An 18598-nucleotide genomic window follows, 5' to 3' on the forward strand; every position below is an offset into this window, starting at 1 on the left:
CTATTGAATACGAATCGCACGCACATTTTTTATTGGATTTTCTACATTTGAACCATCAGCAAATAGCACATGTACAGGTCCATCTTCCAAAAGAGGTTTGCCATCCTGGCTGAATTTTAAAATGAAAGTTTCAGCCTGTTGTAATGGAAAAGCAAATTCCTCGCCTGTTGTACATTCAAAAACAACTTCATTTGCACTATCAGCAATTTCGGCATTTTTCAGAAATGGTTTAATTTCCATTCCGAATGTACCTGTCATCATGCCTTTACGGTCAAACTTACGTTCAGTTTTTAATGTAGGCGGAAATACTGCACCTTCCATAATTTCACGCGACCAGTGTGCGCCCATCTCACGTAAATACTTTTCGTTATTTTCTTCAACTTTTTCTGAAACAAAATATGTATTCAGATCTAGTTTACGATCATCAAAAATCCATACAGTAGGATCTAATGTTAGTTCAAATTTAACCGCGCCTTTAATTGGAATGATTGTTTCGGTCATTTTTCAGTCCCCCTTCACTATGTTCCTTCATAATTATAACGCGATTCCTCATAGAAAGAAATATAATTGAATTGAATGTAAAACATACAAAGACACTTGCATTTTTGAATGTAAAAAGATACACTTTACTAAGATAGAATCGAAGAAATATCATAGATGGGGGCGTCCTCATGGATACGAAAGCACAAGCTTCCTTTCAGGAAAAAGCATTAGAGCTGTTAACTGCGGATGCAGATAAAATTGCTCGATTAATTCGCGTACAAATGGATAATCTGACAATGCCATCTTGTCCGTTATATGAAGAGGTTTTAGATACACAAATGTTTGGTTTATCGCGTGAAATTGAATTTGCCGCGAAACTCGGGCTGATCGAACGTGAACAAGGCAAGCAAATTCTCGATTCGTTAGAGAAAGAGCTTTCTTTACTACATGATGCGTATACAGACAAATAAAAGAAAACTCAAACGCAACAATGCGGTTTGAGTTTTTTTTTCAAAGATGAGGTTTTTAACATGAAACAATATTTTAAAAATTATTTTCGCAATTTTGATTATGGATTGTTGTTCGTTTACATTTTGTTAATGTTATTTGGACTTGTCATGATCTACAGTTCGAGTATTTGGGTATCTATTATTCAATATGATGCAAATCCGAACTTTTATTATAATCGCCAGCTCGTCAATATAATTTTAGCGTTAATTTTGTTTACGGTCGCTGTCATTACGCCCTATAAAAGATTATCCAATAAATCTATATTAGGTCTTTTGCTGGCAGTTATGTTTATACTAGAGTTATGGCTTTTAATAGCCGGTAATAGTGTTAACGGTTCTAGAAGTTGGATCAGCCTGTTCGGCCTTATGAATTTCCAGCCGTCCGAATTTGCCAAACTCTTTATTATTATTTTCTTTGCGGGAACTTTTTACCGTAAAAGTGTGAACCGTGGTTCGATGCAGCTGTTAACATTTGATGATGTGTCGTATCCTCTGGGCATGTGGCTATTTATCGTACTTGTTGTCGGTTTTGAAACTGATTTAGGTGCACTTGTTATTATTGTTGCTATTGCGCTTGTTGTCGTTATTACGAGCGGACTTAGAGGTAAGACGCTCGGCAGAATTTTTGGACTGCTCTCAGCTCTAGGGGTTGTCGGAATGATCGGAATCTTAATTTTCAAATGGGACACGGTTTTTAACGCAAGTCGGAGAGGCCGGATTACTTCCTATTTAGATCCTTTCAGTGATCCGCTTAATTCCGGGTATCATGTTGTCAACGGCTATTATGCAATCGGAGCAGGGGGCTTGGAAGGTCGAGGGCTCGGTCAGTCGATTCAAAAGCTGGGATATGTACCTGAACCGCAAACCGATTTCATTATGGCGATTATTGCCGAAGAGTTAGGGATTTTTGGTGTATCAATTGTTATTCTTGGTTTAGGCTTTATTGTGATGCGCGGTTATTATATCGCGATGTCAACAAAAGATCCGCTTGCACGAATGTTAGCGGCGGGCATTTCTACATGGATAGGATTACAGACTTTTATTAATTTAGGTGGATTATCGGGACTTATCCCGTTAACCGGAGTAACGCTACCTTTCATTAGCTATGGCGGTACTTCTATATTATTGCTCTCAGTGGCAATGGGGATACTTATTAATGTATCCACACATCACAAATTGGAAAAAAGAAAGTAATTGGGGGTTAAGGAGAAATGAAGTCGATTCAAAAGATTTTAGTTGCAAACCGTGGCGAAATCGCCATCCGTATTTTACGCGCCTGTAATGAGTTACATATTAAAACAGTGGCAATTTATTCTCGTGAAGATAGCGGATCTTATCACCGTTATAAAGCAGACGAGGCATATATCGTTGGCGTAGGGAAAAAACCGATTGATGCTTATTTGGATATTGAAGGTATCATTAAGATTGCAAAAGAGGCCAACGTGGATGCGATTCATCCTGGCTACGGTTTTTTATCTGAAAATGTTGATTTCGCGCGTCGTTGTGAAGAAGAAGGTATTCAATTTATTGGACCGACTTCAAAGCATCTTGATATGTTTGGTGACAAAGTAAAAGCGCGTGAACAGGCAGTTTCTGCACAAATACCGGTTATTCCTGGTACGGACGGTCCTGTAGCAAACTTGCAGGAAGTAGAACAGTTTAGTGATTCATATGGCTTCCCGATCATGATTAAAGCGGCTCTTGGCGGTGGCGGACGTGGAATGCGTTTAGTTAATTCCAAAGAAGAACTGCAATCCGCTTATGAGCGTGCAAAATCTGAAGCGAAAGCCGCATTTGGCTCGGATGAAGTATATGTGGAGAAGGCGATTATTAAGCCGAAGCATATTGAAGTACAAATTATCGGGGATACACACGGTAATATTGTCCATCTCTATGAACGGGATTGTTCGATTCAACGTCGTCATCAAAAGGTTGTGGAAATTGCACCGTCAAATTCCATTTCCGAACAGCTCCGTAATGATATTTGTGATGCGGCTGTGAAGTTGATGAAAAATGTCGGCTATATTAATGCAGGGACTGTCGAGTTTTTAGTTGCAGACAATCAATTTTATTTCATCGAAGTAAATCCGCGTATTCAAGTCGAACATACGATTACGGAAATGATTACCGGTCTTGATATTGTGCATGCACAAATTAAAGTTGCAGAAGGACTTGACCTTCATTCAAAAGAAGTAGGAATTCCTGCGCAAGACAAAATTCCGCTGTTCGGTTACGCAATTCAGTCTCGTGTTACAACGGAAGACCCTGCGAATGACTTTATGCCGGATACAGGGAAATTAATGGTATACCGTTCAAGTGGCGGCTTTGGTGTTCGTTTGGACGCAGGAAATGGCTTCCAGGGTGCTGTTGTCACTCCATACTATGATTCCTTGCTTGTGAAAATCTCGACTTGGGGAATGACGTTTGAAGAAGCTGCGGCGAAGATGGACCGTAACTTACGTGAATTCCGTATTCGAGGTGTGAAAACGAATATTCCGTTTTTAGGAAATGTTGTCTTACATGAAAAGTTCATAAAAGGCGAATTTGATACAAGTTTTATCGATACGACACCTGAATTGTTTGAATTCCCGGAACGTAAAGACCGTGGAACGAAACTATTAAACTATATCGGGAATGTCACATTAAATGGATTCCCAGGTGTTGAAAAACGGACAAAGCCTATTTTTGTACAGCCAGATAAGCCAAAATTAGATATTCTTATTCCTTCTCCAGCAGGCACAAAGCAAATTCTTGATGCACAGGGTGCAGATGGACTTGTGAAATGGATTAAAGAACAAGAAGATGTTTTACTGACAGACACGACATTCCGTGATGCCCATCAATCATTGCTTGCAACGCGTGTGCGTACGCAGGATATGCTTGAAATTGCAGACGAAACTTCCCGTTTAATGCATGACTATTTCTCGCTTGAAATGTGGGGTGGGGCAACGTTTGATGTTGCATACCGTTTCTTAAGTGAAAATCCTTGGGACCGTTTGGAAAAACTTAGAAAGAAAATTCCGAATGTTCTGTTTCAAATGCTGTTACGCGGAGCGAATGCGGTGGGCTATACGAACTATCCAGATAATCTGATTCGTGAATTTATTCAGGAATCCGCTTCTTCAGGTGTGGACGTTTTCCGAATTTTCGACTCGCTTAACTGGATTAAAGGAATGGAAGTAGCAATCGATGAAGTACGCAATAGCGGAAAAGTGGCGGAAGCGGCAATCTGTTACACAGGCGATATTTTAGATGACAGCCGAGCGAAATATACGGTTCAATACTACAAAGATATGGCACGTGAACTAGAGGCGACGGGCGCACATATTTTAGCAATTAAAGATATGGCGGGACTACTGAAACCACAAGCTGCATACCGACTTATTTCCGAGCTGAAAGATGCGACTAGTCTGCCAATCCACTTGCATACACATGATACGAGCGGTAACGGAATTTTCTTATATGCGAAAGCAATTGAAGCGGGTGTTGATATTATTGATACAGCACTAGGTTCAATGGCTGGTTTAACATCACAGCCAAGCGCAAACTCATTGTACTATGCAATGAAAGGTTCTGAACGTAATGTACGTGGAGATATCGAAAGCCTGGAAAAATTGTCGTACTACTGGGAAGATGTTCGTAAATATTACGTTGATTTCGAAAGTGGCATGAATGCACCACATTCTGAAATTTATGTACATGAAATGCCTGGCGGTCAATACAGCAACTTGCAGCAACAAGCAAAAGCAGTCGGTTTAGGCGATCGATGGGATGAAGTAAAGACAATGTATTCCCGTGTAAATCTAATGTTCGGTGATATTGTAAAAGTGACACCGTCATCTAAAGTCGTAGGGGATATGGCGTTGTTTATGGTACAAAATGATTTAACGGAAGACAATATTGTTGAGCGTGGACAAACAATTGATTTCCCTGAATCTGTTATTGAATTTTTCCAAGGTTATTTAGGACAGCCGCATGGCGGATTCCCGGAAGAAATTCAAAAAGTTGTCTTGAAGGATCGTACGCCTATTACGGTTCGCCCAGGAGAATTATTGCCGCCTGTTGATTTTGATCAGCTGACAGCAGAATTGACTGAAAAGTATGGACGAGCACCATCTAAACAAGACGTATTGGCCTATGCGCTTTACCCGAAAGTATTTGAGCAATATATTGATGCTGTAAATGCATTCGGCGATGTTTCTGTACTCGATACGCCTACATTCTTCTATGGATTGAAAATTGGCGAAGAAATTGAAGTAGAAATCGAAAAAGGTAAGACACTGATTGTTAAGCTCGTATCAATCGGCGAACCACAGCATGACGGAACACGTATTATTTATTTTGAACTGAATGGCCAATCTCGTGAACTGGTAATTCAAGACTTAACGGTTGAAGTTGACGGCAGCATTGCTTTGAAAGCCGATCCGTCCAACCCGAACCAAATTGGTGCAACAATGCCGGGTACTGTTCTAAAAGTCGTTGTTAATAAAGGCAGCACAGTAAAACGTGGCGAGCATTTATTAATTACTGAAGCGATGAAAATGGAAACAACAGTACAAGCGCCGAAAGACGGTATTGTAAAAGAAATCTATGCAAAAGCAGGAGATGCCATCTCGACAGGTGATCTGCTTATTGAATTAGAATAAGGTAGAACATAATTAGTCCATTCAGCAGAACGAGAAATTGCACTATGCATTTTCTCGTTTTGTGCTTTTAAATATTTGGGAGTATATGTGAAAGGAAATATCATTTTTGAATTAATTATTACGTAATGAAAATTTATATACTTGAAATTATGCAAGGTTCATTTTAAATAGAAAGATGATTTTTGTTCGTAGTGAAGGCGGCGAGTGCAACTGCCGGCTTCGCCTTTCGTTGCAGAGCGAAGTGGATTCGGAGTAGTAACTCAACAGCTTCCTAGGGGACAAGCACGTGGGGGAGTGTACAGGCTCGACCCGTGCCCCCTGGAAAGCGTCCGCCGTAGCGGAAAACAATATATTCAACAGATAAAAATAAGACGTCCTAAACTTTAGAATTCAAAATTTGGGACGTCTTTTAATTTAAGATAATTTAATATAGGGTTTTATTTCGACCTTGAAACTAGCATAATCAAATAACATAATAAACCGAATAGAAGTGTTATTAATAACGAGTGCATTAATGAAACGAATAAGTGAAGTTTTAACAGGACTACGAGCATGCCTGCAATCACTTGTAAAATAACAAGTGAAAGGGCGATTGTCCAGCCCCAGAAAATTATCCGCTGATTTTTGTAGTTTCTGATAACATGGATAGCAATATAGGCAATCCAAACAACAAAGATTAACACTGCAAAACGGTGCCCCATCTGAACCCACTCATACATATTGTACGGCATCGTCATTGGCTGATCGTTACGGCAGAACGGCCAGTCCGGACAAACAAGACTAGCATCGGTATGACGTACAAGAGCCCCTGTATAAACAACTACATATGAATATAAAGTAACGCAAATAGTATGTATTCTTAATTTCCTGCTCATGTACAATCGATCGGCATCAAATTTTTTGTCGACTTCAAATACAATCAAGGTAAGCAGCAGTACAGCTGCAAATGAGATTAATGAAATTCCGAAATGTAACGCTAAAATAAAGTCACCTTGTCCCCATAATACTTGGGCAGCTCCAATGAGTGCCTGAAGAGCAAGAAAGAACAATGCCAAAAATCCTAAGAGCTTAACTTCACGAATATGGCCTAGTGCGCGCCATGTCCAAATAACAAGAATAAGAATAAAAATGGATACTGACCCTGTTACAAGACGGTGAGAAAATTCTATTAATACTTCGGTAGTAATTTCTTTCGGTATTAATGAGCCGTTGCAGTCCGGCCAGTTTCTACCACAGCCCAATCCGCTGTCAGTCTTTGTAACTAGTGCTCCACCTTGAAGGATGAGCAACATGCCGAGGGTAGATAAAACAGCAAACCATTTTAAAAATTTGTAATATTTTTGATGCATAAAATGAGCTCACCTACTTTAATTTTCGCTTCGCTACAAAGAGCGTCTCTAATTTTAGATAATAGCGAAAATATCTGAAAAATACAACCGTATTAAGGATTGGATTGTAAACGCAACCATTTTTTCACAAATTGTTCATAAATTCGTCTCCTTGCATTCACAAATATTGGCAAAAAATACATTACTATATAGTTGTTGATGTGGATTTCTGCATGTTTCGTCAAGTTTGAGATGAAGTAGTTTGAAATTTCATGAAACGTCTAGAAATCCTATCCAAATTTAGATATAGTTATGGTAACGGAATATGCTTACAAATTTGAAAGGAGAAGTAAGTTATTGGACTCTTTTACCAAAACCCGTCGAACTATGTATAATTTTAGCACAATTATTCTTTAAGTTTTCTTGCACTTATAAAGATTGAGATTGGTACTTCACATTAATGAAAACTTAAAGAAGAATTGAAGAATTCTAGAATTTTGCTTATTTTTCTAGCAAAATAGTTTAAACTATGAGTTAGTAGTGAAATGGGATATAAGTAAAAATGTCTCAATAATTGAAAAATCCTACTTGTTTTGTAAGCGGATTTTTGTAACCGATAGCAGCGACTGCTGTCAGCATGTGAGGACTAATAATTTTCTAAGCCATATCATTTAAGCGAAACTTTACTCAAATATCTTAGAATTTTTCCAATCGATCTGGAATTTTCGTTAATAGATTGGAAGAACAGGAGACTAATCAGTATTTGAATATAAAGTGAAGCAGCGATTATGGGCGGCTAATAAAATCGGGATTCTTTCCAGTATGGTATTGCACTGTACAAGAATTCACATAGACATAACCGCAGTCCTGGTTACACATTAAAATACAACAAAGAAAGAGGGGTTTATTAAGCTATGATGAAAGGGCTTAAAAAATGGCGTTTATTCTCGTTATTAACAGTAATGACAGTATTCCTTTCAGCATGTGGTGAAGAGTATATTTCGACGCTTCGTCCATCTGGTCAAGTCGGTAAAGAGCAATTAAACATCTTATATTTATCCATAGCTATTATGGCATTAGTCGTAATTGTCGTATCGACAATTTATTTAGTTGCTTTCTTTAAATTCCGCCGTTCAAAAGTTGGCGAAGACCATATGCCGAAGCAAGTGGAAGGAAGCCATACTTTAGAGGTGATTTGGACAGTTATTCCGATTATTTTACTACTTATCTTAGCTGTTCCAACACTGCACTATACGTATAAATTTTCAAATGTTGCTGCAATGGACAAAGTAGACGAAAGCGGTAACAATACAGCACTTACAGTAAATGTTACGGCAAAATTATACTGGTGGGAATTTGAATATCCAAACCAAGGAATTATTACAGCACAGGAACTGGTTGTTCCTACAGGAGAAAAAGTATACTTCAACTTAATCGCATCTGATGTGAAGCACTCATTCTGGATTCCGGCTATTGGCGGAAAAATGGATACGAACGTTGATGGTATCAACAAATTCTATTTACAGTTTGATAGAGAATCAGCCGGGTTAAACGATGGTGAGGGTGTATTCTACGGAAAATGTGCGGAGTTATGTGGTCCTTCACATGCTTTAATGGACTTCAAAGTAAAAGCACTTGAGCCGGAAGCGTTTAACGCGTGGGTAACAGCAATGCAGGCTACTGAAGGTGCTACAGCGGATAAAGAGTCATCTAATTTAGGTGAAGCGACATTTGCCAACTCTTGCTTAGGATGTCACGCAGTATCCGGAGTTGCAGGTAATGGATTAGGTCCTAACTTAACAACATTCGGCGATCGTAACCGTGTTGCCGGTTACATGGAGCATACAGTAGAAAACACGGCAAACTGGATTTATTTACCTTCTGAATACAAACCAGGTAATACAATGCCGGATAAACTTGTGACAGAAGAAGAAGCACAAGCGATTGCTGACTATTTAATGACATTATCAGTTGAAAAGTAATTATACATTAGAGAGAAACATTGAAGGAGGTTAAAGGTGTGAGCTCTGTTACACAGAAAAAGGGCTTTGGAGCACATGTATGGGACTATTTAACAACGGTCGATCATAAAAAGATCGCGATCATGTATTTAGCAGCCGGTACTCTGTTCTTCGCAATTGCAGGATTTGAAGCGTTACTGATGCGTATTCAATTAATGTTCCCTGAAAGTACATTCATTTCTGCAGGCCTATTTAACGAACTATTAACGATGCACGGCACAACGATGCTATTCTTAGCAGCAACACCAATAATATTTGCCTTTATGAATGCGGTTGTACCACTTCAAATTGGTGCACGTGACGTTGCATTCCCATTTTTAAACTCATTAGGGTTTTGGTTATTCTTTATTGGAGCAGTATTCCTTCACCTTTCATTCTTTTTAGGTGGAGCACCTGATGCAGGTTGGACTTCTTATGCATCATTATCTTTATACTCACCAGGCCATGGTATTGACTTCTATATTCTTGGTCTGCAAATTTCGGGTGCAGGTACGTTAATTTCAGGTATCAACTTCATCGTAACAATCATTACGATGCGTGCACCGGGTATGACGTTCATGCGTATGCCTTTATTTACTTGGACGACTTTAGTATCAAGTTCATTAATTTTATTCGCATTCCCTCCACTTACAGGTGGATTGTTCTTAATGTTAGTTGACCGTATGTTTGGGGCAAACTTCTTTGATCATACAATGGGTGGTAATACAATTATTTGGGAGCACTTATTCTGGATTTTCGGTCACCCTGAAGTATACATTTTAGTACTGCCGGCATTTGGTTTATTCTCGGAAATTATTCCGGTTTTCGCTCGTAAACGATTATTCGGATACTCATCAATGGTATTCGCTACAATTTTAATCGGTTTCTTAGGGTTCATGGTATGGGCCCACCATATGTTCACAGTTGGTTTAGGTGCTACTGCGAACGCAATTTTCGCTGTTGCTACAATGGCGATCGCTGTTCCAACAGGGATGAAAGTCTTCAACTGGATTCTGACAATTTGGGGCGGTTCGATTAAAGTAACAGTGCCGATGCTTTATGCACTTGGATTTATCCCGTCATTCGTTGCGGGTGGGGTTACAGGGGTAATGCAGGCAACTGCACCACTTGATTATCAGCTGCACGATTCTTACTTTATCGTTGCTCACTTCCACTATGTAATCGTTGGTGGTATCGTAACAGGGTTATTCGGGTCAGCCCATTTCTACTGGCCGATTATGTTTAACCGTGCATTAAATCCTAAACTGGGAATGATTACTTTCTGGATGTTCTTCATCGGGTTCCACTTAACGTTCTTCATCCAGCATTTCTTAGGATTAATGGGTATGCCACGTCGTGTATTCACTTATATGGGTGGTCAAGGTTGGGATTTATTCAACTTTATCTCGTCAATCGGTGCTATTATGATGGGAATCGGGGTAGTATTGTTAGTAATCGATGCAATATTATCGATTAAATCAGAACCGGTTAACCGTCGTGATTACTGGGGCGATGGTCGTTCACTTGAGTGGGCGATTGAAACACCGCTGCCATTCTATAACTTTAAACAAACACCACTTATTCGTGGTTATGATCCGTATTGGATTGAAAAAGAAGAAGGCAACAAAGAAGGTATGGTCTATGCTGAGCCATTAGGTGAAATTCATATGCCAAACAATTCAATTCTGCCATTCATTATGTCAATTGGAATGATGATTGCCGCATTTGGTGCTCTATACAGCCCGTGGGGAGATCAAGTTCAGGCTGGTACAGCTACAGGAACAACACCTGCCATTTCTTTAGCATTAATTATTGGCGGTCTAGGATTAACAATTGCATGTATGATCACTCGTTCGTTCAAAGACGATTTAGGATTCCATGTAACAGTTGATGAAATTGAAAAAGTGGAAGCGGATTTAGCTCACTACCGTGCAACAGGTAATAAAGGGGGTATCAAGTAATGGATCTTAATCAAAAATTTACTCCACAAACTTGGCCGAAACACCCTGAACAAGCTACTATGGAAGGGAAAAACAAGTTAGTTGGACTTTGGATTTTCCTGGCATCGGATACAGTATTATTCGCGAGTGTATTTGCTACATATATCGCGCTTAAAGATAGCGGTCCGGCAGGGATGGAATTCGCGGCAAAGGATCTTTATGAATTACCGTTGGCGTTTGTGATGACAATGTTATTATTAACATCTTCATTAACTTCTGTATATGCGATGTACCATATGAGAAACTTTAACTATTCCGGTGTTCGTACTTGGATGGGCATTACAGTGTTATTGGGCTTAGGCTTCCTTGCACTGGAAATCTATGAATTCCAGCACTACGTACACATCGGGTTTGGTTATACACAATCGGCGTTCTCTTCTGCGTTCTTTACGCTCGTAGGGATGCACGGTTTGCACGTTATTATCGGTTTAGTTTGGATTACGGGATTAATCATCCGCAATAGTAGCCGTGGATTGAACTTATACAATGCACCGAAGTTCTTTGCAGCTTCACTGTACTGGCACTTCATTGACGTTGTATGGGTATTCATTTTCACGGTAGTCTATCTGATGGGAGTGGTTGGATAAAATGGGACACGAAACTCATGTAGAAGTACGTACTCAGGCACAATTCGAATATGACAGAGAACATGCCAAAGCGCATATGCGTAAACAAGTAGTAAACTTTGCGATCATGATTTTCCTGACTTTTATCGCATTTGCCGCTGTACTGGCTGATTTTGCTCCAACATTTATCATTCCGATTATTTTATTATTGGCTGGAGTACAGGTAGTACTGCAACTTTATGCTTTTATGCACTTGGAAGATCGCACAACTCATATGGTTGGTGTTATTGAGTTCTTCATCTGGAGTGCAGCCTTCATCGCGTTTACGTTCTTCCTGGCGTTTACGACAATTATTTGGTGGGGTTAATCGCATAACAATGACGTCCTTAGCAAATGCTGGGGACGTTTTTTGTTTTTAAGGATATTAGCAAATGCAATATTATATAGGTACATAGAAAATTTATTATATTAGGGTTTACCCGCAGAAAGCGTCCGCACGCAACGGAAATCAACGGACTATATTTAAAAGCTGAAATTGACTTTAGTCTTTTTCTATTTAAAGTACAATCTAACCTGTATATAAAATACATGTTTGATTCAAGCAATTGTCATAGTTCTTTCATTGATGTTGGAGAAATTGCCATCTATAATAAGGTGAAACTACAATTAATGGGGGTTTTCTTTATCACTACTGATTGTTAGTTAAATCAAACGGGCTTTTACGGGATAAAACTACTGATGTTTAAAGGAGCATGGTCATATGCCAATAAGTATATTCGGTTTTCAAGCATTATGGAGCCCATATTTATTCGGGTTTTTATTACTCGTAATGGCATTCTATTTTTTATTGACTGTTACGTGGCGAGAAAAGTTTAAAGTTAGCGAGCCGTTAAAGAAAAGTGAAGCAGCATATTTTGTACTAGGTATCATTTCTTTTTATATAATTAAAGGATCTCCAATAGATTTGCTGGGTCATATTATGTTTACAATGCATATGACGCAAATGGCATTTTTATTATTATTAGTGCCGATATTCTTTATTAAAGGAATTCCATGGTGGGTTTGGCAAGTAGTTGTGGAAGCACCGGTTATGCGAAAAATTTTTAAAATTTTCACAAAACCGCTCGTTTCTATTATCGTCTTTATTGGCTTATTTTCGGTCTACCATTTGCCATCTGTATTTGACACAATAAAATTAAACGAAATTTACCACCTGGCATATACAGCAGTTCTGTTTATTTCTGCTATTTTTATGTACTGGCCATTATTGAATAATGTTGAAGGTCAGCATGAAATGAAGAATATGACTAAATTGGCCTATATTGCCTCTAATGCAGTATTAATAACGCCTGCCTGTGCGCTCATCATATTTGCTTCAAGCCCAATGTACGGTACATACAGTGATAGTGATATGTGGCTGAAAGCAATGGAATTATGTGTTCCTTCCTCTACGTTGTCGGGACTTACATTGTCAGGACCAGAATTGTTCTCAAGCATGGATTTATTGAGCGATCAGCAAGTTGGCGGCGTATTGATGAAAATCATCCAGGAAATTATATTTGGTGTTATTTTATTTAAAATTTTCCGTAAGTGGTGGAATACAGAGCGCTCGAATCAGCAGGAAATTACGGATAATGCTTTAAAAGAGTTCCAAAATAGAACACAGTACTAATAAGATGTTAAACTGTGTAAAAATGGAGCAATCAACATAGTAATGTTGTTCATATTGATAGATTAAGTAAGAATGGAGATTTGAAAATGAATTTACCTATATTACCCACAATAAGCACGACGTTTATTGTCCTTAGTGCAGTGCTCGTAGCAATTGGCTGGGTATTGATCGCAAAGAAAAATGTGGAAGCACATAGAAAAGTAATGCTGGCAGCAGGTGTTTCGGCACTGGCATTCTTTATCATTTATGTATCACGTACTGTGTTCATTGGCAATACAGCCTTTGGTGGACCGGATGAGCTGAAAATATATTACACAGTCTTTTTAGTTTTCCATATTACATTAGCAACAGTTGGAGCAGTATTCGGTCTGACAAGTATAATTTCAGGTCTTAAATCCAATCTGAAATTACACCGCAAAATTGGTGCGATAACGAGTATTATTTGGTTCTTTGTAGCCATTACCGGGGTTATTGTTTATTCACTGCTTTACGTTATTTATGAGGGCGGCGAAACGACGTCTGTCTTTAAAGCAATTTTAGGTTTTTAAATTTGGGGGCTTCCTATACATTAGTATAGGGAGCTTTTTTGGCAAATAAAAAAAGCTGGGTTGGAAGTTGCCAGCTTTTAAAGGGATTAAATACCGTATGCTGATAGCTCTCTGCGAACATCTGCCAGTACTTTTTCACATTCTTTTACGAGATGTCCCGGGAATACCTCATCTGTGTATTCAACACCGTGTGGATAATAGTATTTTCCAATTGCAGGTTTGTTGATATTTAAAGTTGCATTATGTGCTCCTACATCACCTGATACTGCATTACAAAAAACACGTAAATAAAAACGACCTTCACGTACATCATAGCAGCGGTCAAATGTCATCCGGTCATAGTCCCATGCACCGTGGCACTCTAAACCGAATTTGCCCATTACTGTCGTTAAAACTTCTTGATCAACTTTAACATGTTCGAGTTGTGTGTTTTCAAAATACATTTCTATATCCTCCCTTTGCCTATCGTACATAAGTTTACGGTCAATTCTAATAATAGAACAAAATGGTAATTGATGCAATGACAACATTGTGTCATAGAGTCCAAAATTGGTATAATTATACTAACTGAAAATGATGTTGGAGGATTTTAATGAAAGTTTTATTTCGCATATTAATTATTGCTACTTGTATCGGGATTATTATTTATTATTCAAATGGAGAGTCCTCTCAAACAGAATTATTGGAAGGTCCGCCAAGCATTACAAAACCGGTAGTGGAACTTGAACCTTCTATGCCGTCTGAACAGTTTCTTCCGCGGCCAGATACCGGTATTTCTACATTAATAGGAAAAACATCGAAGGAAGTATTGGAAACATACAGTACCCCAAAACGAATCGATCCATCAGAATATGGATATGAATGGTGGGTTTACGATACAGAGAATGGACTATTAATGGTCAGTATGAAGGGAAATCGGGTAAATCAGATTTATACAAATAATAGCGAAATCGATATTGCACCGTTTGTAGTTGGGGAGCCACTGGACGATATATATCGTACGACAGTACTGGGGCAGGAGATAACGGTCGAAATCGGTGATAATATTTATATATTTGCAATGAATGAACAAGATTTACATGAACGTATTTTAGTAAAATATGATAATTTATATGCACAATTATACATAGATCATGAAACGAATCAATTACACAGTGTCCGTTTTCTGGATGGGGAAACACTCGTATTACATAAGCCATATGAAATGCAATTTATAGGGGAGCTCTATGAAGCAAGCACGCCGTCCAGCTATATGCAAATTGACATCAATTTGGCGAATCGGAGACAATTGACGGATTTGGCAAATTCCTTGCGCGTAGAGTATGGGTTACCGAAATTATTGCCTACAGACACGCTCGCTTCCTTGGCGGATTATAATAGTGAACATATGTTTTTGGAAATGATGGATTCTCAAATAACAAATGATGAATATGCGATTGGAGACCAGTTGAATGAAGTACAGCAAAATTATGAGCGGCATGGTGTCAATGTTGCAACAAATTATAAAGATGCCATTGAGGTAATTCATGGCTGGATGAACTCCAAAGAGCATCGGACATTGCTGATGGATGAGGAATTTACGCATATCGGTTCAGGAGCTTTTATGAATTACTATACTCAGCTGTATGTGAAACAAAAATGAAATAAATTAAAAATTAAACGCTGCGAAATGTAGCGTTTTTTTTTTGTCTTCATAAAGTAGGGTAAGGAGTGAAACCGTGCAAATTGGAGAATTAATTAAAGACTGGCCGTGCACTATGAAGGGCTCCATTAGAGTGGAAATAAAACGAGTGGAAGACGATGCGAATCTTATTTTACCTGGAGATGCTTTTATCGCCAGGAAGGGAAATAATTCGAGTGGTATTTCGTATATTGATAGCGCTTTGGAAAAGGGCGCAGCAGCAATTGTAGTAGATGATGAAAATTACTTTAATGAAGCGGATTTACCTGTACCGATTATTTGGGTACCGAACTGTTTAAGTTTTATTGCTTATGCAAGTGCAAAAATTTATAATTTCCCTGCCGAAGCATTAACCGTAATCGCAGTAACGGGAACAAACGGTAAAACAACTGTTACACATTTTATAGGACAAATTTTAAACCAGTTGGATAAGCGCGCTATGGTGATCGGGACAAATGGTGTTTTTATCGACCGGGAAAAATGTTATCCGGAAATGGAAGCACTAACAACATTACAGGCGAAAAATATTCAATTTTTATTTAAAGAAGCAATCCGTCTTGATGTACCTTACGTTGTTCTGGAAGCTTCGTCCATTGGTCTGGAAAAGCACCGTCTGGATCATTGTGATATTGATATCGGTATTTTCTTGAATGTGACAGAAGATCATATTGAAGACCATGGTAGTTTTGAACGCTACAAACTATCCAAACAGATTTTATCGACTTTGGCGAAAAAAAATATTATAAACAGTGATGACAGTGTTTGTCGTTCAATCGGTTTAGCGACAAAAGGCAAGCGTATTTTTTTCGGCAAAGGGAGCCATGTCGACTACTTTTTCCAAACGCTAGTTGACGGACCAGCATCAACGACTTGCTGTATTCAGCATAAGAAAGAGAAGCATATAGTGAACATCCCGTTAGTGGGAGACTATCAATGCAGCAATGTGCTTGCAGCGATCAGCTGTATTGCACAGCTTGATTTTCCGTTAAGTGACATCTGCAATACAATCGGAAATTTAGTATTGCCTGAAGGTCGTTTTGAGCATGTGGAAAATCAGTTAGGCTTATCGATCGTCGTCGATTATGCACATACACCGGATGCGATGAAAATGATTTTACAGACATTGAAAAAACATACAAAGCGCCGATTAATTGTCATGTTTAGTTGCGGCGGTAACCGAGACAAGGCAAAACGTCCAAAAATGGGAATGATTGCATCAATTTATGCGGATTATATTATTTTAACGACCGATAATGCTCGTAACGAAAATCCGCAGCAGATCAATAAACAGATCCGCGAAGGCTTTTCTTCCACACAGGAATATATTGAGTGCCTCAACCGGAAAGAAGCCATTGAGCATGCACTTAATTATGCGGAAAAAGGCGATACAATCGTACTGTTAGGTAAAGGTCATGAAAAAACACAGCAAATTGGAGACAAACAAAAATACTTTTCCGATTTAGTATTTGTTCGGGAAATGATAAGACAATTGGAAAAACGTAGGTTGAACAATCATTGATTTTCCCTTCAATTCTGTTATGATAAAGTGAGATTGGAGGAATAAACAATGCTCATGACTTCTGATTGGGTTTTTATTTTAGATGAGGTCGATGAATTAAATGCGATGATCCTTTCCTCTGAGCAAGCCGAAAACCTTCGTCTTGCGAAAAAGGCAGTCTACGAGGATGCGAAATTAAGCGCACAAATTATGGCCTTTCAACGATTAAAAGACCAATATGAGGATGTACAACGCTTTGGCAAATATCATCCTGATTACAATATAATTATGAAAAAAATTCGAACAGAAAAGCGTCTGATCGATATGAATGAACAAATCGCAGCACTGAAGGTCGCGGAAAATGATTTTCAGGATCTTCTCGATGAAATCAGCCTGCTCATTGGCCATTCCGTTTCGGAAGCTGTAAAAGTTCCGGTAAGCAATCCATTTTTCGCCAGCAGTTCTTCTTGTGGCAGCGGATGCGGTACAGGTGGCGGTTGTTCGTGTTCAGCTTAATGAAATAAAAAGAGCTCCCGAAAATTTCGGGAGCTTTTGTTATGGTTGCCGTCTAAGCTAAAGCGCCAACTCCTCGCACGAGGCCCCTCCGTGCAAAAGTGGTGGAACGTTTACTTTTGCGTCGGCTCTTCCAATGGCTTGGGCTCACACGATGTGAGTCATTGGGGGCATGCAACAAGGATGTGGGTGTTTTGCCCACTCGGAGTTAAACGGGCGCTTTAGCCCTTGGTTATTGCGATACTTTTTGGATGAGCACTTCTGCGATATCCGGACGGTTTGTCACGATACCCATTGCTCCTTGTCGGATGACACGGTTCATTGTTACAAGATCATCAATGTCGCTGTAGATTGTCGGCACATTAAGTTCCGATAAAAACTTAACAAAGCGCGGTGAATCATAATTGAAAACACCCTGTTTTAATGGAACGATGAACAAGTCTACTTTTGGATGATACAAATGACCGAATTGACTTGTAAATGAAGTCATCGCCTTTTTGATGTCGCCTTCACCGGCACCAAGAGCGATGCGGTTTTGTGCATACAGATTGAAGCGGTCGATTTGTTCGCTATAAGGACTTGTCACAATCACTTGATATTGAATATTCAATTCTTCGATTAACCGCCATAGTTTAGAAGGCATTAAGCTACCTTCATATGTGTCTGGACTATCTTGGATGTTTACGATAAATAGTTTATCTGGATATGTTTCGATTAATTGGCGTAATGTCACGGCCAGTACATGCTGTTCTCTGTATGGGAAAGCACCTTCTAAATCTTCAAAGTTATAGCCGATATTGAGTTCTTTTAATTGTTCGAATGTAAAATCTTTAATAAAGCCAGAGCCATTAGTTGTGCGGTCTACCGTTGCATCATGAAAAGCGATAATTTCTTCATCTTTTGAAAGGCGGACACTTACTGTAAAGCCATCCACACCGATTTCCGCTGCTCGTTCAAAAGCAAGTAACGAATGTTCAGGTGCCAGACCCGCGCCTCCATGTTGTGCGATAATAATTGGACGTTCAAATTGTAATGCTTCTTTTGATTCACGTTTTTGCGGCTTTGAAATCGCTTTTGTTCCTGCCCATGCCGCCGCACTAGCCGCCGCGATTGCTAAAGCTACTTTTGTCTTCTTACCCATTAAATTCGTCCTC

The 18598-nt window shown here is 39.1% G+C and carries 16 protein-coding genes; 12 read left to right on the forward strand and 4 right to left on the reverse strand.

The genetic code is table 11. The annotated features are described in order from the left end of the window. Entirely contained in the window at positions 1-501 is a 501-nt protein-coding gene (locus MHH37_RS04375; RefSeq protein WP_008403447.1) for a hypothetical protein, read from the reverse strand. A gap of 170 nt (positions 502-671) precedes the next feature. Between MHH37_RS04375 and MHH37_RS04380 the strand changes: the two genes are divergently transcribed. The 3 genes from MHH37_RS04380 to pyc are packed head-to-tail and all read left to right on the forward strand — an operon-like array spanning position 672 to position 5638. Next, positions 672-953, forward strand: a complete 282-nt coding sequence (locus tag MHH37_RS04380) for a YlaN family protein (RefSeq protein WP_008403446.1) — start codon at positions 672-674, stop codon at positions 951-953. Positions 954-1013: 60 nt separating this feature from the next. Then, positions 1014-2186, forward strand: coding sequence for an FtsW/RodA/SpoVE family cell cycle protein (locus tag MHH37_RS04385; protein ID WP_008403445.1), 1173 nt, complete (start codon positions 1014-1016; stop codon positions 2184-2186). Between the two features lie 17 nt (positions 2187-2203). Further along, the gene (pyc, locus tag MHH37_RS04390) at positions 2204-5638 is read left to right on the forward strand and encodes a pyruvate carboxylase (RefSeq protein ID WP_340734761.1); all 3435 of its coding nucleotides are present in this window, start codon (positions 2204-2206) and stop codon (positions 5636-5638) included. Between the two features lie 437 nt (positions 5639-6075). Here the strand turns inward: pyc and MHH37_RS04395 are convergent, their stop codons facing one another. Then, on the reverse strand, positions 6076-6987 hold the full coding sequence (locus tag MHH37_RS04395; protein WP_008403443.1) for a heme A synthase: 912 nt from the start codon (positions 6985-6987) through the stop codon (positions 6076-6078). Positions 6988-7880: 893 nt separating this feature from the next. Here MHH37_RS04395 and coxB point away from each other — a divergent pair. The 6 genes from coxB to MHH37_RS04425 all read left to right on the forward strand — a co-directional run bounded on the left by coxB (position 7881) and on the right by MHH37_RS04425 (position 13752). Then, positions 7881-8948 (forward strand): cytochrome c oxidase subunit II, encoded by a 1068-nt coding sequence (gene coxB / locus MHH37_RS04400; RefSeq protein WP_008403442.1) that lies wholly within the window; start codon positions 7881-7883, stop codon positions 8946-8948. A 38-nt stretch (positions 8949-8986) separates the two neighbouring features. After that, the gene (locus tag MHH37_RS04405; protein ID WP_014824560.1) at positions 8987-10927 is read left to right on the forward strand and encodes a cytochrome c oxidase subunit I; all 1941 of its coding nucleotides are present in this window, start codon (positions 8987-8989) and stop codon (positions 10925-10927) included. Further along, positions 10927-11553: a cytochrome (ubi)quinol oxidase subunit III gene (locus MHH37_RS04410; RefSeq protein ID WP_008403440.1), complete on the forward strand. Its 627-nt coding sequence runs from the start codon at positions 10927-10929 to the stop codon at positions 11551-11553. The genes MHH37_RS04405 and MHH37_RS04410 overlap by 1 nt, the downstream gene beginning before the upstream one ends. Position 11554: 1 nt before the next feature. Next, positions 11555-11899, forward strand: a complete 345-nt coding sequence (locus MHH37_RS04415; protein WP_008403439.1) for a cytochrome C oxidase subunit IV family protein — start codon at positions 11555-11557, stop codon at positions 11897-11899. 393 nt (positions 11900-12292) lie between these two features. Further along, complete coding sequence (ctaG, locus tag MHH37_RS04420) at positions 12293-13204, forward strand: cytochrome c oxidase assembly factor CtaG (RefSeq protein ID WP_342575183.1); 912 nt, start codon at positions 12293-12295, stop codon at positions 13202-13204. An 86-nt stretch (positions 13205-13290) separates the two neighbouring features. Further along, positions 13291-13752: a DUF420 domain-containing protein gene (locus MHH37_RS04425; protein ID WP_008403437.1), complete on the forward strand. Its 462-nt coding sequence runs from the start codon at positions 13291-13293 to the stop codon at positions 13750-13752. Between the two features lie 86 nt (positions 13753-13838). Here the strand turns inward: MHH37_RS04425 and MHH37_RS04430 are convergent, their stop codons facing one another. Beyond that, complete coding sequence (locus tag MHH37_RS04430; protein WP_008403436.1) at positions 13839-14195, reverse strand: YugN family protein; 357 nt, start codon at positions 14193-14195, stop codon at positions 13839-13841. A 149-nt stretch (positions 14196-14344) separates the two neighbouring features. Between MHH37_RS04430 and MHH37_RS04435 the strand changes: the two genes are divergently transcribed. The 3 genes from MHH37_RS04435 to MHH37_RS04445 all read left to right on the forward strand — a co-directional run bounded on the left by MHH37_RS04435 (position 14345) and on the right by MHH37_RS04445 (position 17447). Continuing rightward, entirely contained in the window at positions 14345-15394 is a 1050-nt protein-coding gene (locus MHH37_RS04435; RefSeq protein ID WP_342575187.1) for a CAP-associated domain-containing protein, read from the forward strand. Between the two features lie 76 nt (positions 15395-15470). Continuing rightward, positions 15471-16952 carry a UDP-N-acetylmuramoyl-L-alanyl-D-glutamate--2,6-diaminopimelate ligase gene (locus MHH37_RS04440; RefSeq protein WP_008403433.1) on the forward strand — a complete coding sequence of 494 codons (1482 nt, stop codon included), beginning with the start codon at positions 15471-15473 and terminating at the stop codon, positions 16950-16952. A gap of 48 nt (positions 16953-17000) precedes the next feature. Continuing rightward, positions 17001-17447, forward strand: a complete 447-nt coding sequence (locus MHH37_RS04445; protein ID WP_342575189.1) for a YlbF family regulator — start codon at positions 17001-17003, stop codon at positions 17445-17447. A 229-nt stretch (positions 17448-17676) separates the two neighbouring features. Here MHH37_RS04445 and MHH37_RS04450 read toward each other — a convergent pair whose 3' ends face one another. Next, complete coding sequence (locus MHH37_RS04450; RefSeq protein WP_014824557.1) at positions 17677-18585, reverse strand: glycerophosphodiester phosphodiesterase family protein; 909 nt, start codon at positions 18583-18585, stop codon at positions 17677-17679. Positions 18586-18598: the final 13 nt, after the last annotated feature.

Origin of the sequence: Solibacillus sp. FSL K6-1781 (genome assembly GCF_038630735.1) — a bacterium.
Lineage (GTDB): Bacteria > Bacillota > Bacilli > Bacillales_A > Planococcaceae > Solibacillus > Solibacillus silvestris.

Bases quoted from the DNA above. Each gene is read 5' to 3' on its own strand.
- MHH37_RS04430 (WP_008403436.1), bottom strand. From the start codon at position 14,195: ATGTATTTTGAAAACACACAACTCGAACATGTTAAAGTTGATCAAGAA.
- MHH37_RS04415 (WP_008403439.1), top strand. From the start codon at position 11,555: ATGGGACACGAAACTCATGTAGAAGTACGTACTCAGGCACAATTCGAA.
- MHH37_RS04375 (WP_008403447.1), bottom strand. From the start codon at position 501: ATGACCGAAACAATCATTCCAATTAAAGGCGCGGTTAAATTTGAACTA.
- pyc (WP_340734761.1), top strand. From the start codon at position 2,204: ATGAAGTCGATTCAAAAGATTTTAGTTGCAAACCGTGGCGAAATCGCC.
- coxB (WP_008403442.1), top strand. From the start codon at position 7,881: ATGATGAAAGGGCTTAAAAAATGGCGTTTATTCTCGTTATTAACAGTA.
- ctaG (WP_342575183.1), top strand. From the start codon at position 12,293: ATGCCAATAAGTATATTCGGTTTTCAAGCATTATGGAGCCCATATTTA.
- MHH37_RS04395 (WP_008403443.1), bottom strand. From the start codon at position 6,987: ATGCATCAAAAATATTACAAATTTTTAAAATGGTTTGCTGTTTTATCT.
- MHH37_RS04425 (WP_008403437.1), top strand. From the start codon at position 13,291: ATGAATTTACCTATATTACCCACAATAAGCACGACGTTTATTGTCCTT.
- MHH37_RS04445 (WP_342575189.1), top strand. From the start codon at position 17,001: ATGCTCATGACTTCTGATTGGGTTTTTATTTTAGATGAGGTCGATGAA.
- MHH37_RS04450 (WP_014824557.1), bottom strand. From the start codon at position 18,585: ATGGGTAAGAAGACAAAAGTAGCTTTAGCAATCGCGGCGGCTAGTGCG.
- MHH37_RS04380 (WP_008403446.1), top strand. From the start codon at position 672: ATGGATACGAAAGCACAAGCTTCCTTTCAGGAAAAAGCATTAGAGCTG.
- MHH37_RS04385 (WP_008403445.1), top strand. From the start codon at position 1,014: ATGAAACAATATTTTAAAAATTATTTTCGCAATTTTGATTATGGATTG.
- MHH37_RS04410 (WP_008403440.1), top strand. From the start codon at position 10,927: ATGGATCTTAATCAAAAATTTACTCCACAAACTTGGCCGAAACACCCT.
- MHH37_RS04435 (WP_342575187.1), top strand. From the start codon at position 14,345: ATGAAAGTTTTATTTCGCATATTAATTATTGCTACTTGTATCGGGATT.